General features: G+C 58.6%; 15 protein-coding genes. 9 read left to right on the top strand and 6 right to left on the bottom strand.

What is annotated here, in order from left to right:
- The first annotated feature begins 9 nt into the window (after positions 1-9).
- The 3 genes from GBC55_RS06220 (at position 10) to GBC55_RS06210 (ending at position 2,939) form a co-directional block, all read left to right on the top strand.
- A complete protein-coding gene (locus tag GBC55_RS06220) occupies positions 10-1,971 on the top strand; it encodes an acetyl/propionyl/methylcrotonyl-CoA carboxylase subunit alpha (protein WP_162436318.1) in 1,962 nt (653 codons plus the stop codon).
- Between the two features lie 71 nt (positions 1,972-2,042).
- On the top strand, positions 2,043-2,585 hold the full coding sequence (locus tag GBC55_RS06215; RefSeq protein ID WP_162436319.1) for an exonuclease domain-containing protein: 543 nt from the start codon (positions 2,043-2,045) through the stop codon (positions 2,583-2,585).
- A 69-nt stretch (positions 2,586-2,654) separates the two neighbouring features.
- Positions 2,655-2,939, top strand: a complete 285-nt coding sequence (locus GBC55_RS06210) for a pyrimidine/purine nucleoside phosphorylase (RefSeq protein WP_010461229.1) — start codon at positions 2,655-2,657, stop codon at positions 2,937-2,939.
- Between the two features lie 72 nt (positions 2,940-3,011).
- On the opposite strand, the gene GBC55_RS06205 is transcribed toward GBC55_RS06210, so the two are convergent.
- Positions 3,012-3,818 (bottom strand): MOSC domain-containing protein, encoded by an 807-nt coding sequence (locus GBC55_RS06205; RefSeq protein WP_162436320.1) that lies wholly within the window; start codon positions 3,816-3,818, stop codon positions 3,012-3,014.
- 80 nt (positions 3,819-3,898) lie between these two features.
- On the bottom strand, positions 3,899-4,834 hold the full coding sequence (locus GBC55_RS06200; RefSeq protein ID WP_162436321.1) for a chemotaxis protein CheV: 936 nt from the start codon (positions 4,832-4,834) through the stop codon (positions 3,899-3,901).
- A 428-nt stretch (positions 4,835-5,262) separates the two neighbouring features.
- Here GBC55_RS06200 and GBC55_RS06195 point away from each other — a divergent pair, with 428 nt between their 5' ends.
- The 3 genes from GBC55_RS06195 (at position 5,263) to GBC55_RS06185 (ending at position 7,617) form a co-directional block, all read left to right on the top strand.
- Positions 5,263-5,733, top strand: a complete 471-nt coding sequence (locus tag GBC55_RS06195; RefSeq protein ID WP_162436322.1) for a hypothetical protein — start codon at positions 5,263-5,265, stop codon at positions 5,731-5,733.
- A gap of 334 nt (positions 5,734-6,067) precedes the next feature.
- Positions 6,068-6,961, top strand: a complete 894-nt coding sequence (locus GBC55_RS06190; protein ID WP_162436323.1) for a sensor histidine kinase — start codon at positions 6,068-6,070, stop codon at positions 6,959-6,961.
- On the top strand, positions 6,958-7,617 hold the full coding sequence (locus GBC55_RS06185) for a response regulator transcription factor (RefSeq protein ID WP_162436324.1): 660 nt from the start codon (positions 6,958-6,960) through the stop codon (positions 7,615-7,617). Before GBC55_RS06190 ends, GBC55_RS06185 begins: the two co-directional genes overlap by 4 nt.
- Here the strand turns inward: GBC55_RS06185 and yegS are convergent.
- Positions 7,601-8,518, bottom strand: a complete 918-nt coding sequence (gene yegS / locus GBC55_RS06180; RefSeq protein ID WP_162436325.1) for a lipid kinase YegS — start codon at positions 8,516-8,518, stop codon at positions 7,601-7,603. The two genes, GBC55_RS06185 and yegS, sit on opposite strands and share 17 nt — an antisense overlap.
- 218 nt (positions 8,519-8,736) lie before the next feature.
- Here yegS and GBC55_RS06175 point away from each other — a divergent pair, with 218 nt between their 5' ends.
- A complete protein-coding gene (locus GBC55_RS06175; protein WP_162436326.1) occupies positions 8,737-8,931 on the top strand; it encodes a hypothetical protein in 195 nt (64 codons plus the stop codon).
- Between the two features lie 64 nt (positions 8,932-8,995).
- Here the strand turns inward: GBC55_RS06175 and glp are convergent, their stop codons facing one another.
- Positions 8,996-10,222, bottom strand: a complete 1,227-nt coding sequence (gene glp, locus GBC55_RS06170; RefSeq protein WP_162436327.1) for a gephyrin-like molybdotransferase Glp — start codon at positions 10,220-10,222, stop codon at positions 8,996-8,998.
- Complete coding sequence (gene moaB, locus GBC55_RS06165; protein ID WP_162436328.1) at positions 10,206-10,745, bottom strand: molybdenum cofactor biosynthesis protein B; 540 nt, start codon at positions 10,743-10,745, stop codon at positions 10,206-10,208. The genes glp and moaB overlap by 17 nt, the downstream gene beginning before the upstream one ends.
- An 81-nt stretch (positions 10,746-10,826) precedes the next feature.
- Between moaB and mobA the strand changes: the two genes are divergently transcribed.
- Together mobA and GBC55_RS06155 are read left to right on the top strand one after the other, a co-directional pair.
- Complete coding sequence (gene mobA / locus GBC55_RS06160) at positions 10,827-11,429, top strand: molybdenum cofactor guanylyltransferase MobA (protein ID WP_162436329.1); 603 nt, start codon at positions 10,827-10,829, stop codon at positions 11,427-11,429.
- Between the two features lie 77 nt (positions 11,430-11,506).
- Positions 11,507-11,728, top strand: a complete 222-nt coding sequence (locus GBC55_RS06155) for a YgdI/YgdR family lipoprotein (RefSeq protein WP_045058103.1) — start codon at positions 11,507-11,509, stop codon at positions 11,726-11,728.
- 71 nt (positions 11,729-11,799) lie between these two features.
- Here GBC55_RS06155 and GBC55_RS06150 read toward each other — a convergent pair whose 3' ends face one another.
- The gene (locus GBC55_RS06150) at positions 11,800-12,690 is read right to left on the bottom strand and encodes a pseudouridine synthase (protein ID WP_162436330.1); all 891 of its coding nucleotides are present in this window, start codon (positions 12,688-12,690) and stop codon (positions 11,800-11,802) included.
- Positions 12,691-12,716: the final 26 nt, after the last annotated feature.

Raw genomic sequence — 12,716 nt, 5'->3', positions numbered from 1 at the left:
GAAACCCACATGCCCGCGCTCAAAAAAATCCTGATCGCCAACCGCGGTGAAATCGCCTGTCGCATCCAGCGCACCGCCCAGGCCCTGGGCTACCGCACCGTCGCCGTCTTCAGCGATGCCGACGCCGACGCCCTGCATGTGCAGATGGCCGATGAGGCCGTCAACATTGGCCCGGCGCCGGTGCAGCAATCCTATCTGAACATTCCAGCCATCATCGAAGCTGCGCGGCGCACAGGTGCCGACGCGGTGCATCCCGGCTACGGTTTTCTCTCGGAAAACGCCGGGTTCGCCCTCGCCTGCCAGGACGCCGGTCTCACCTTCATCGGCCCCAGCCCCGAAGCCATCGAACTGATGGGCAGCAAGCGCCTGTCGAAAATCGCCATGATCGACGCGGGTGTGCCGTGCATCAAAGGCTATCAGGGCGCTGCACAGGACGACGCCACCCTGAGCCGCGAGGCGCAATCGATCGGCTATCCGCTGATGATCAAAGCCAGTGCCGGCGGTGGCGGGCGCGGCATGCGTCTGGTACACAACGAAAACGACTTGCTGGAACAGATCCGCACTGCACGCTCCGAGGCGTTGAACGGTTTCGGCAGCGACGAGTTGCTCCTCGAACAAGCTTTGATAGACCCACGCCATGTCGAGGTGCAGCTGTTCGGCGACCAGCACGGCAACCTGATTTACCTCGGCGAGCGCGACTGTTCGATTCAGCGCCGGCATCAGAAGGTTATTGAGGAAGCGCCCTGCCCGGTGATGACGGCCGAACTGCGCCAGGCCATGGGCGAGGCGGCGCTCAAGGCCGGTCGTGCGGTGAATTACGTCGGTGCCGGCACCGTGGAGTTCCTGCTGGATGCGCGGGGGCAGTTCTACTTTCTGGAGATGAATACACGGCTGCAAGTCGAACATCCCGTGACCGAACTGATCACCGGCCTTGACCTGGTGGCCTGGCAGTTGAGGGTCGCCGAGGGGTTGCCGCTGCCGCTTCGCCAGGAGCACGTGCAACTCAACGGCCATGCCATGGAAGTGCGTTTGTACGCTGAAGATCCGGCGCAGGGCTTTCTGCCGCAAACCGGCCGCATCACCGCGTGGGAGCCGGCGTTGCAGGCGGGTGTGCGGATCGACCATGGTCTGGTCGAAGGCCAAATCATCAGCCCGTTTTATGACCCGATGCTCGGCAAGATCATCGCCCACGGCGCCACACGGGAAGAGGCGCGGCGCAAGTTGCTCAGGGCGGTGCAAGACAGCGTTTTGCTGGGCCTGCACAGCAATCAGCGTTTGCTCGAAGGCTTGCTCGAGCACCCCGCGTTTGTCAGTGGCGATTTCAGTACCGGATTTATCCCGACCTGGTTCACCGACCATGCCTGCCTGCAGGCGCAGATACCGACCAATGAACAATTGGCTATCGCGGCCGCGCTGTTTTATCACGGCTCTGCGAAGGTACATTCGTCTTCCCTGCCGGGTTGGCGCAACAACGCCAGCGTCCCCCTGCACTATCGCATCGGCCTGGGTGAGCAGGAGTGGGTCGTTGAATTGAACGCCGTGCCGGGTGAGCCGTACCGGATTCAAATCGCTGCTCAAACGCTGAATCTGAAGGTCATTGAGTGCGACGGGCGAACTGCCATCCTGGAAATCGATGGCATTCGGCGCCGGCATGTCTACCGTCTCGACGCTGGAGAACTGTGGCTGTTCACGGGGCCTGGCAGCCTGCGACTGGTCGATCGTACGCAAGCGCTGGTCAGTGCTCAGGTCAGCGTCAGCAGCGGCACCCTCAAGGCGCCGATGGATGGCGCCATTGTCGATGTGCTGGTCAGTGAGGGCAGCACCGTCGTCAAAGGCCAGTTGCTGGTGGTGCTCGAGGCCATGAAGATGGAGCATCCACTCAAGTCCGGGATCGATGGCGTGCTCAAACGCTTGCAAGTCAGCGTGGGCGATCAAGTGAAAAATCGACAGATTTTGCTCGAGGTCGAATAAGCCGCTAGGCGGATCCGCCGGGTTTGGCTACGCTCAAGCCCTATCAAGACGCGGATACCAGGAACCCTGCGATGCCCCATTGGCTGGTCATTGATCTTGAAGCCACCACCGACGAGGGTGGTTGGCCAGTAACAGAAATGGAAATCATCGAAATAGGCGCCACGCTGGTGGACCGTAAAGGCCGAGAGCTGGATCACTTCCAGCGCTTCGTGCGGCCTTTGCGTCGACCCTTGCTGACGCCGTTTTGTCGTGAGCTGACGCACATCACTCAAGCCAATATCGATGTTGCGCAACCGCTAAGCGAAGTCTGGGCGGCGTTCGAACGCTGGCTGGGCCAGCATCATGAACGCCTGGAAGGCTGGGCCAGTTGGGGGGATTACGATCGCAAACAGCTGCTGCAGGAATGGCAACGCTTGCAACTCGACAGCCTGCTGAGCCGCGTACCGCACATGAACCTCAAGCAACGCTTTGCCAAGGTGCGTCGACTGGAAAGGCCGTTGGGCCTCAATGGCGCCCTGCAACTGGCCGGCATGCAGTTCACCGGGCAACAACACCGGGCGCTGGAAGATGCGCGCAATACGGCGCGCTTGCTGCCGCTGATTCTCCCCGCCTAGAGAGGTGACGGCGCCGAGGGCCTTGTGCATACTGGCCGGCCCTTTTAAGCCCTTTTCGAGGAATCGCCCATGTTTAAAGTCAACGAGTACTTCGACGGCACCGTCAAGTCGATCGCCTTTGGCACTGCAGAAGGTCCAGCGACCATCGGCGTCATGGCTCCGGGCGAATACGAATTCGGCACCAGCCAGCGGGAAATCATGCACGTGGTGACCGGCGCCCTGACCGTCAAACTGCCTGACAGCACCGACTGGGAAACCTTCGCCGCCGGCAGCCAGTTCAACGTACCCGCCAACAGCAAGTTTCAGCTGAAAGTGGCTGTCGACACGGCTTACCTGTGCGAATACCGCGGCTAAAACCACGGGTTTTCACAGCGATAAAAAAATGCCCGCATCCTTCGATGCGGGCATTTTTCATTCCGGGTAGGATTACTCGAGGATGGTCACCGACATCCCGACTTCAAGCCGGCCATTGCTGTCGTTGACCAGGTTCTGGCCGAACATCGCACCGTCGGCTTCAGCACGGTACTTCTGCAACATGGCCAACGGTTCGCGGTCTTCGCTGCGCTCACCGGTCTGCGGATCGATGGTGGTCAAAATGCAACGTGCACAGGGTTTGACGACACGAAATTCAACGTCGCCGATGCGGATGCGCTTCCAACCGTCTTCGGCATAGGCTTCGGCGCCCTCGATCACCAGGTTTGGCCGGAAGCGCAGCATTTCCAGCGGACGGCCCACTCGATGCGACAAGTCGTCCAGGGATGCCTGTCCGATCAGCAACAGCGGGAAGCCATCGGCGAAGGCCACTTGATCGTCGTCTTTGCCGTAACCGGCCGACGTGGTCCTGGCACGCTCCAGCGGGACCTGCACCAGGCGAGTGGGTTTACCCACGAACTCACTGACCCACGCGCCCGCCTCATCCCCCGCATCCGGTACGCGCAGCGTGTCGCGCCAGAGGGTCACGCCACGCAATGGCGCACGGTCGTCAGGCAGCGCGATATCGATGGGGTTGTAACCCGGAGCACTCAGGGTCAAGCCACCTTCGGTATTCCACAACGCGGACAACTGGCTCATTTTGGCCACCGCGCGTTGGGACAGAAAGCGTCCGCTGGCTTCGTCCACGAGCATCCAGCGTCGGTCGCCGTCCACACCCAGTTTGTCGAGATTGACCTGTTGCAGGGTCTCGCCCTTGCCGGACTTCAACGGATAACGATAGAGCGCGCTCAGATGCAGCATAGCCAGCTTCCTAGTAGGCAAAGCGCCACCCTATACGAGCTTCATCGCCGAATCAAAGGCTTGCTTGAGGGTTGATCGGGTCAGGCCGGAACTTCATCGCGCGTCAACCGCTGGCGCACCACGTCTACGAGCTTGTCCGGCTGGAACTTGGAAAGGAAGTTGTCGCAACCGACCTTCTTGACCATCGAGTCGTTGAAGCTGCCGGACAACGAGGTGTGCATCACCACGTACAGGCCTCGCAGGCGCGGGTCGTTGCGGATCTCGGTGGTCAGGCGATACCCGTCCATTTCCGGCATTTCCGCATCGGTAAAAATCATCAGCAGCTTGTCCGTCATGTTCACGCCGGTGTCAGCCCAGGTCTTAAGCATGTTCAGCGCTTTCAAACCGTCGCTGGCGATGTGCATTTTCACGCCCAACTGACCTAGCGTGTCGCGCAATTGCGACAGGGCCACGTTGGAGTCATCCACCAGCAATACTTCACGGCCACGGGCGCGTTCGAGCACCGGGTCTTCGAGTTTTTCACGAGACACTTTGGCGTTGTACGGGACGATTTCCGCCAGGACCTTTTCAACGTCGATGATTTCCACCAACTGATCGTCGACCTTGCTGATAGCCGTCAGATAGTGCTGGCGGCCGGCACTGGTCGGCGGCGGCAGGATGGCTTCCCAGTTCATGTTGACGATGCGGTCCACACCGCCGACAAGAAACGCCTGCACCGAGCGATTGTACTCAGTGACAATGATGGTGCTGGTAGGGCTTGGCACCAACGGACGCATGCCAATGGCCTGGGACAGGTCGATCACCGGCAAGGTTTGCCCACGCAGGTTGACCACGCCACAGACAAAAGGATGGCGCTGGGGCATCAGGGTCAGTTTCGGTAACTGCAAGACTTCCTGAACCTTGAACACGTTGATCGCAAACAACTGGCGCCCGGCCAGTCGGAACATGAGGATTTCCAGGCGGTTCTCACCCACTAGTTGCGTGCGTTGGTCTACCGTGTCGAGAATGCCGGCCATCAATGACTCCTGAGCTTGTTCTGTGAATTCACTAAAGAGGGTTATCGGCTGTTTAAAGCAGACCTTGACCCTATTGCAAAATGCCACTCTCCAGCATTGATGTCACATTAACATCATGCTCTACTGATGACGTGACTTCATCTGCTCTACTCCCTCGCGGCGCGACAACTTTTCGCTCGCCAGGTTCCCCTGTGTAAGGGATTCCCTTACCCACAATCAGGCCTAACCTGATATTCGCCCTATCCGATAGCTATTAATGTGACGCCATTCTCATTGCATGAACGGAGTCAGGCTTTTGTGTGCGATCGCAGGTCAGTGGCCATCCAGCCGTTCGAGTTATCCGGCATACGCCTGGACGGGCTGGGACACTTACGCGCATGTCGATACGCACGGCATTTCCTCTTTTGACATGACGTTGTGGAGCCAGCATGCAAATCGACCATAAAGAGTGGGCGCAACGGTTTCCGGAATTCCTCGTCGAGGCTCAATTGCTCTTGGCCAAAACCGAGGAGTGCCTCAGTCATCTGCAACTGATCAGCAATGACAGGGACGCCATCGATTGCATGCTCAGCACCCTGCTCAAGCTGGCCAGCAAGGCAGATGCAATCGCTCTGGCAGCCATTTCAGAGTTTTCTCTGCATATTCACGAACTGCTCAACCACGCGCAAAACCACATGCAATTGCATGACGAGGCCTTGGCTGCGCTGAAAGACTGCCTGACGCTGATTGCCTGGCAGCTCGAGCTTATCGACCAGAAGACGGGCCAGCTCAGCCTGGATGACAGCGAACAGATATCGCTGATAGAAACGTTTGCGTTTCAAGTCGGGCACAGTCAGTTTCAGCCGATGCCCACCTCTTTCCCGTTTACCCTCGTCCCCCCTTTGAAAGCGCAGGCTTGATCGATCGCCTGTTTTTATGCGGTGTCAGGTAGTTTTAAACGTCACGCTTAGCGTTGATTTTGAAGTGCGCGATGTCGTCATTGAAATTTCATACCTGTTCACGACATCTTGAATCAATGTGTTCCTGCCAGAGAGTTCTTCTACAGAAAGAGCTCCTCGAATAAACATGTTTACCCAATGTTTAAAGCCAACTACCCAGCGCGACCGACTGTATCTTCAGTGGTATTATGCCGACCGTTAATTGACGTCAATTAATGGCACCCTGTTTCCATACCGAGATCCGTCATAGCACCAGACGATCTTCCCGCAGCGAACATCCATTGGCTCCATCTCTATGTACGCCAACCTCAAGTCAATCACCCAGTGGCCACCCGTCCCCGTGACCGTACGCCGGCTTACGCTGCTGCTGTGTGCCTGTTCGACGCTTGGTAGCCTGGTGATTTACTGCTCATCCATGCCTTTTCCGCTGGGCCTGCTGATACTGAATGCTGCGGCATTGATCGGATTAGCGGTACAGCATCACCTTTCAAGTTCGCTCATCAAGTTTCAACCGCAGGAACTGGCCGACCGGTTGCTGGAGGTTCAGGAAAACGAACGTCATCGGCTCAGTCGCGAACTGCACGACGATATCGGCCAGTTGCTGACGGCGGCAAAGCTTCAAAGCGACTGGCTCAAACGCCGAATACCCGAAGAACTCGCTGCGCATTGCTCGGTACTCTGCGACACGCTGGAAGAAACCCTGGTGAAGGTTCGCGACGTTTCGGCCATCCTGAATCCCAGGCAACTGGCGAGCCTTGGGCTGGAAGCCAGTCTGCGTGCCCATCTGCTCAAGACGCTGGCCAACACCTCAGTTAACTGGAGCCTGGAGTGCCATCAAAGGCTCATCGGCATACCTGAGGAAACCGCCGTCGCCGTCTTTCGAATTACTCAGGAAGCGGTGACAAACATCCTGCGCCATGCCCAAGCGAAAAATCTGCTGGTCAGCCTGCAACGCTTACCGCAGGGTTTGACGCTGCTGATCAGCGATGACGGAGCGGGGTTTGCACCCTCGACGGATCCGGGGCGTGAAGGTCAACGCGGAATGGCCGGAATGTCGGAGCGGATCGAACAGTTGGGCGGCACATTGGCAGTGATCAGCAAGCCGGGCAACGGCACCCGGATCGAAGCACTTTTCCCTTGGGCCCCTCGAGCACTTGAACGGGCCAGTACCCATAAGGTTATGCGTTGACTTGTAACTTACTTCTGGTGGATGACCACTCGCTCATCAGGGCTGGCGTGCGCGCGCTGGTGCTGGATATTCCCGGTTATGCAGTGGTCGGTGAAGCCAATGACGGATCGCAATTGCTCGAGATGGTCGAGCAACTGACGCCAGACATTGTCCTGCTGGATATCTCCATGAAGGAAACCGACGGTCTGGAGGCCTTGCAACGCCTCAAGCGCGTGCGCCCCCAGAGCAAAGTATTGATCCTCTCCATGCACACCGACCCGGCACTCATCATGCAGGCGCTGGAATCCGGTGCCCATGGCTACCTGCTCAAAGACACCACCGCCACCGAGCTCGAGCATGCGCTGGAGGCCCTGCGCAACAACGAACGCTACCTGAGCCCGGCGATCGCGCACACGGTCATCAACCAGGCATTGATCAGCTCCCGGACAAGCCAGGCGGAACCTGTCGTCACGCACAACCTGACGGCACGTCAGCTTGAAATACTGCGGTTGATTGTCCGGGGGAAATCCACCCGTGAAATCGCCAACGGCCTCGGCCTGAGCATCAAGACCATCGAGACCCACCGCTCGCAGATCATGAAACGCCTGCAAATCTACGACGTAGCCGGACTGGTGCTGTTTGCGGTGCGCGAGCAGATCATCAGTCTGGATGATTAGCGATGCCTGGAGCACTCAACAGCGGTGAGTGCTCGGGTAGATGCACCCGCAGCGCCCCCGCTCGCGCCGAGAAGCGCAGACTATCGCCTTCCAGCGGTTCGCCATCCAGATTGATGTAAAGACCTTCCGCGACTTTGATCTCGACCCAGGGCAGGCGGGCTCGCACAAACATGTTGTCGGTACCAAAGCCATCAGCCAGCAGGTTTTTCAAGGTGCCAACCAGTTCCTGAGGTGCAGGCAAGATACTGATATCCAGCAAGCCATCATCGACCAGCGCATCAGGGCACAGGACATGCCCGCCGCCTGCCTGTCGGCCGTTGCCGATACCCAAGGCCAGTAACTCGCCCTGCCAATGAAAATCCGGCCCCTGCAACTCGCCGTAGGCCGCATGCAGTTCACTGAAGCGTGACAAGCCGGTGAACAGATAAGCCGCGCCACCGAGGACTTTTTTCAGGTCCTCAGAGGTGTTTGCGGTGACCTGGCTGCCGAAGCCGCCAGTGGCCATGTTCAGGAACACCTGTCCGCCGACCTCGCCCAGGTCAATGGCTCTCGCCGGAGCATCCAGAAGGTCCAGCGCTTGATCGGGTTCCAGAGGTACGCCGGCGGCACGAGCAAAATCATTGGCGGTGCCCAAAGGCATCAGCACCAGGCTGGCCTCCGTCGAATGTGCAGCCATGGCTTCGGCGATATCGCGCAACGTGCCATCCCCTCCTCCGGCGATGATCTGCTGATAACCCGCCGTCAGCCCTTCATCCACCAGCCGTTGCGCATCACCGGCCTCCCAGGTCACCCGAACGGCCAACTCCCAGCCCTGCTGGCGTTTGCTTTCAACCGCCGCACGAACCTCTTCGTTGAGCGCTTGCTTGCCATGCAGAATCAACAGCGCCTTGCGTTCGCTCATCGCGTTCTCTCCCAGAAATGAATTCCGTATGGCAGTTGTGACCTCGGTAGCGCGTAAAAAAGCCGCAAGGATTCGAATTATTTAACGGAGGGCGGGCTCGCGTCCTACAGGACGGGGTTTTTTCTTACAAAACGTGAGGAATCGGCTCAATTGACCACTGAGGATCGTTGGTACAACTTGGCGCCTTCTGTTGCCCGCCGTAAAAGGAGAAGTAAAACATGGAACCTCGCACCGTTGATCTGCAGGCCCAACTCGAAGGCATGCGCCGAGACATGGACGTCATCCGTCAGAACGTCAAGACCATCAAACACCGGCTCGCCTATACAGCGGGCGGAGCCGTTGTGGTTCTCGGCGTGCTGGCCTGGATCGCCAACAGTCGTTTCGAGCAGATCGTAGCGCTGCTGGCTCGATAGCGGGCAGCCCTCAAACGCAAAACCCGGCCAATCGACCGGGTTTGCCTTGGGCGTACATCAGCTATCAGCCCAGTACTTCGCTCAGCGGGATAAAGGCTACAGACTCACCCTCGGCCAGCGTGCGACCTTCCAGGACTTCAACCAGACCGTCCGCCCACGCTGCGCTGCGCAGCACACCGGAACTCTGATTCTTGTAGATGATTGCCCGGCCATTCACCAGACGCCCGCGCAAGTACTCGCGACGATTGCCAGCCTGAGGCCACGCAAACCCCGCCGGCACCTGAAACTTCAAGGGTTCGACGTCCTGCACGCCCTGACGGCGCAATAGATACGGCCTGGCCAGCAAGGCAAAGGTGACCAGGGTCGATGCCGGATTGCCCGGCAATCCAATCACCGGTACGCCTCGAAAATGTCCGAATGTCAGCGGCTTCCCAGGCTTGATGGCGAGTTTCCACAACGTCAACTCGCCCTCTTCTCGCAGCGCGATCCCGAGAAAATCAGCTTCCCCTACCGAGACACCGCCGGTGGAGAGAATCAGGTCGACATCATTCAATTCGCCCAGGCGAAGACGAGTCGTCGCAAGGTCATCGGGAAGAATACCGGCGTCGATCACCTCACATCCCAAACGCTGCAACCAGCTGCAGAGCAACACTCGATTGCTGTTGTAGATTTGACCGGGACCCAGCGCCTGACCTGGCTCAATCAATTCATCGCCAGTGGACAGCACTGCAACGCGAACTTTGCGAATCACATCCAGCTCAGCGCACCCCAGTGAAGCCGCCAAGCCTTGCTCGATCGGACCCAATCGCGTGCCGGCAGGTAAAACAAGTTCACCCACCGTGGTTTCCTGACCTTGCGGCCGAATGTTTTGACCCACCGTCATGGCTTCGATAAACCGTATCCGCGCGTCCGGCTGAACCTCGGCGTTCTCCTGCATCTCGACGCAATCGGCCCCTGCCGGAACAGGCGCACCGGTGAAGACTCTGGCACAGGTGCCTGGCTGCAAAGGTTGCGGTGCATTGCCTGCAAAAACCTTCTGGCTCACCACCAGCGGCTCGCCGGTCCAGTCGGACACCCGCAAGGCGTAACCATCCATGGCACTGTTGGGCCAAGGCGGTAAATCCAGCGTCGAAACCAGATCATCGGCCAGCACACGGCCCTGAACCTGCGCCAACGGCAAGCACTCACGTTCGACAATCGGCTTGGCTTCAGCCATTTCCAGCAAACGCGCCAGCGCCACCTCGACTGGCATCAGGCTACCGGCTTTGCCCGGCTTACCCGCGGGATTCACAGGGAGCCGCCTGTTTCAGGTGCGCGACGAAGTTGCACGGGCGGTGCCGTGAATCCAGCTGCTCAGCCAAAATGCCATCCCAACCGGTCCGCACAGCATTGGTCGAACCCGGCAAGCAGCAGACCAGCGTGCCATTGGCCAGACCCGCCAGGGCGCGGGACTGGACAGTGGAAGTGCCGATGTCGGCGACCGAAATCTGCCGGAACAGCTCGCCAAAGCCATCGACGTGTTTGTCGAGCAGGCAGCTCACTGCTTCGGGGGTGCTGTCGCGCCCGGTGAACCCGGTGCCGCCGGTGATCAGCACGACCTGGACCACGTCATCGGCGATCCAGGTGGCGACTTGCGCGCGTATTTTGTAGAGATCATCTTTGAGCAAAACCCGCTCAGCCAGGTTATGGCCGGCGGCGATCAAACGGTCAACGAAGACCTGGCCGGAAGTATCGGTTTCCAGGGTACGGGTATCGCTGACCGTCAGCACTGCGATATTGAGCGGTGCGAAAGGTACATCAGCCTTGGCTTTCATAGGCTCGTCCAGTTGTAGGAGAAACAGCCCGGTGTTATATCACAGCGCTCCCTTTTTTCGCCGCCCCCATGGAGACCGACCATGACCTTGAACTCGGATTTGCCACCCTGCTCCATTCTCCTGCTGGCGGGTGGTCGCGGCCAACGGATGGGGGGGCAGGACAAAGGATTGCTGGAATGGCATGGCGAGCCGTTGATTGCCCATCTGCAGCGCAAGACGCGATCGCTGAGCGATGATCTGATTATCTCGTGCAATAGGAACCTGGAAAAATACGCGCCCTACGCCGATCAATTGGTGCATGACGATGAAGGTAGTTTTCCGGGGCCCTTGGCCGGTATTCGCGCAGGGTTGAAGGCCGCTCGCCATGCGTATTTGCTCGTGTTGCCATGCGACGTACCGCGCATCGATGCACGGCTGCTTCATGACATGCGCAAATCCGCCAGCCTGCACCCGGAAAAACCCTTGATGCTGCGCCACGGTGAGCATTGGGAACCGTTGCTGTGCGTCATTCCCGTGGCGCTTCGCGATGCCTTCGAAAATGCTTGGGACAATGGCGAACGCAGCCCCGGTCGAGTTATGCGCGAGCTAGACGCGACGGCCCTGCAATGCCCGGATAACGACCCGCGCCTGGCTAACCTCAACACACCGGAACTGTTAAGCATGCAACCCAATGTGTCAGACTGACACTAGCCAAGGAACTTGCACGCGTTGTATACGTCTACAAGCTCAGTAACCAAAGAATTCATATCGGAGACACACTCATGACTCAACGGACCCTCGCCACTTTCATGCTCGCACTGGGCCTAGCGACCCTTGCTGGTTGCTCCTCGCCTACCGTGATCACCTTGAATGATGGTCGCGAAATCCAGGCTGTCGATGCGCCAAAATACGATGAAGACTCAGGTTTCTACGAGTTCCAGCAACTCGACGGTAAAGAAACCCGCATCAACAAGGATCAGGTTCGCACCGTTAAAGAGTTGTAAGTGTTGCGGTGACACCCGATGCCAAAAAAAGCCCGCGTAATGCGGGCTTTTTCGTGGATGAGGGAAAGTGCTCACCACTGCAGGGTAATTTCGCTTTCGAAATCACGTTCCTCGCCGGTGATCGGGTCTATGAATCGCAATCCCTGGGCCAGCAGCTTCAGTGGGTTGGCGTAGTCATCTTCGACGTCTTTAAGCACCTGCGGATAGAACGGGTCGTTGCAGATGCTCGCGCCCAATGCGGTCATGTGCACCCGCAGCTGATGTTTTTTGCCGGTCACCGGGTACAGCGCGTATCGCCAGAGATCTCCGTGCTTTTCCCTGACGTCGACAGCCGTCTCGGTATTGCTGGCACCGGGCCCCTCCTGCATGCGGAAGAAAGGCTCGCCATCAATGAGCCTGCTTTTATGCACCAGCGGAAATTTCAGGTCAGGCAAGGCACGGGCGATGGCTTCGTAGCGTTTTTCGATGCGGCGTGTCGGGAACAGTGACTGATAAGCCGAACGACTCTGCGGGTTCGCCGAAAACAGCACCAGCCCCGCCGTATGGCGATCAATGCGATGCAGTGGCACGAGATGCGGGTTATCCAGTCGACGGATCAACCGCCGAAGCAACGTTTGCTCGACGTACTCACCCGCCGGCGTCACCGGCAGAAAGTGCGGCTTGTCCGCGACCACCAGATGCTCATCTGCATACAGAATCGACTCGATCACCGGAATCGGTTTCTCGTCCGGCACTTCCCGAAAATAGTGAATGCGCAGACCTTCCTTGTAGGGCAGGTCAAGCGCGATGGGCAGACCTTGACCGTCGAGAACCCGACCTCGGGCAATTCTGTCCAGCCACTGTTCACGGCCAATAGCGCTGAAGTGCTCGCACAGGCAGTCGAGCACCGTCAGCCACGACCCGGGCGGCAGGTAGAGTGTGCTGGCCTGACTGTGCGCAGCCGAAAAAGTTGAAGTGGGCATACGAAAGCTCTAGAGGCTGATGGCCG

Origin of the sequence: Pseudomonas sp. TNT3 (assembly GCF_010095445.2) — a bacterium.
GTDB lineage: Bacteria > Pseudomonadota > Gammaproteobacteria > Pseudomonadales > Pseudomonadaceae > Aquipseudomonas.
Note: the sequence above shows the minus strand (reverse complement) of the source record. Positions and strands in the feature narration are given on the sequence as shown.

Excerpts from the sequence above, each read along its gene's own strand:
- GBC55_RS06220 (WP_162436318.1), top strand. The coding sequence starts at position 10 with ATGCCCGCGCTCAAAAAAATCCTGATCGCCAACCGCGGTGAAATCGCC.
- GBC55_RS06215 (WP_162436319.1), top strand. The coding sequence starts at position 2,043 with ATGCCCCATTGGCTGGTCATTGATCTTGAAGCCACCACCGACGAGGGT.
- GBC55_RS06210 (WP_010461229.1), top strand. The coding sequence starts at position 2,655 with ATGTTTAAAGTCAACGAGTACTTCGACGGCACCGTCAAGTCGATCGCC.
- GBC55_RS06205 (WP_162436320.1), bottom strand. The coding sequence starts at position 3,818 with ATGCTGCATCTGAGCGCGCTCTATCGTTATCCGTTGAAGTCCGGCAAG.
- GBC55_RS06200 (WP_162436321.1), bottom strand. The coding sequence starts at position 4,834 with ATGGCCGGCATTCTCGACACGGTAGACCAACGCACGCAACTAGTGGGT.
- GBC55_RS06195 (WP_162436322.1), top strand. The coding sequence starts at position 5,263 with ATGCAAATCGACCATAAAGAGTGGGCGCAACGGTTTCCGGAATTCCTC.
- GBC55_RS06190 (WP_162436323.1), top strand. The coding sequence starts at position 6,068 with ATGTACGCCAACCTCAAGTCAATCACCCAGTGGCCACCCGTCCCCGTG.
- yegS (WP_162436325.1), bottom strand. The coding sequence starts at position 8,518 with ATGAGCGAACGCAAGGCGCTGTTGATTCTGCATGGCAAGCAAGCGCTC.
- GBC55_RS06175 (WP_162436326.1), top strand. The coding sequence starts at position 8,737 with ATGGAACCTCGCACCGTTGATCTGCAGGCCCAACTCGAAGGCATGCGC.
- moaB (WP_162436328.1), bottom strand. The coding sequence starts at position 10,745 with ATGAAAGCCAAGGCTGATGTACCTTTCGCACCGCTCAATATCGCAGTG.
- mobA (WP_162436329.1), top strand. The coding sequence starts at position 10,827 with ATGACCTTGAACTCGGATTTGCCACCCTGCTCCATTCTCCTGCTGGCG.
- GBC55_RS06155 (WP_045058103.1), top strand. The coding sequence starts at position 11,507 with ATGACTCAACGGACCCTCGCCACTTTCATGCTCGCACTGGGCCTAGCG.
- GBC55_RS06150 (WP_162436330.1), bottom strand. The coding sequence starts at position 12,690 with ATGCCCACTTCAACTTTTTCGGCTGCGCACAGTCAGGCCAGCACACTC.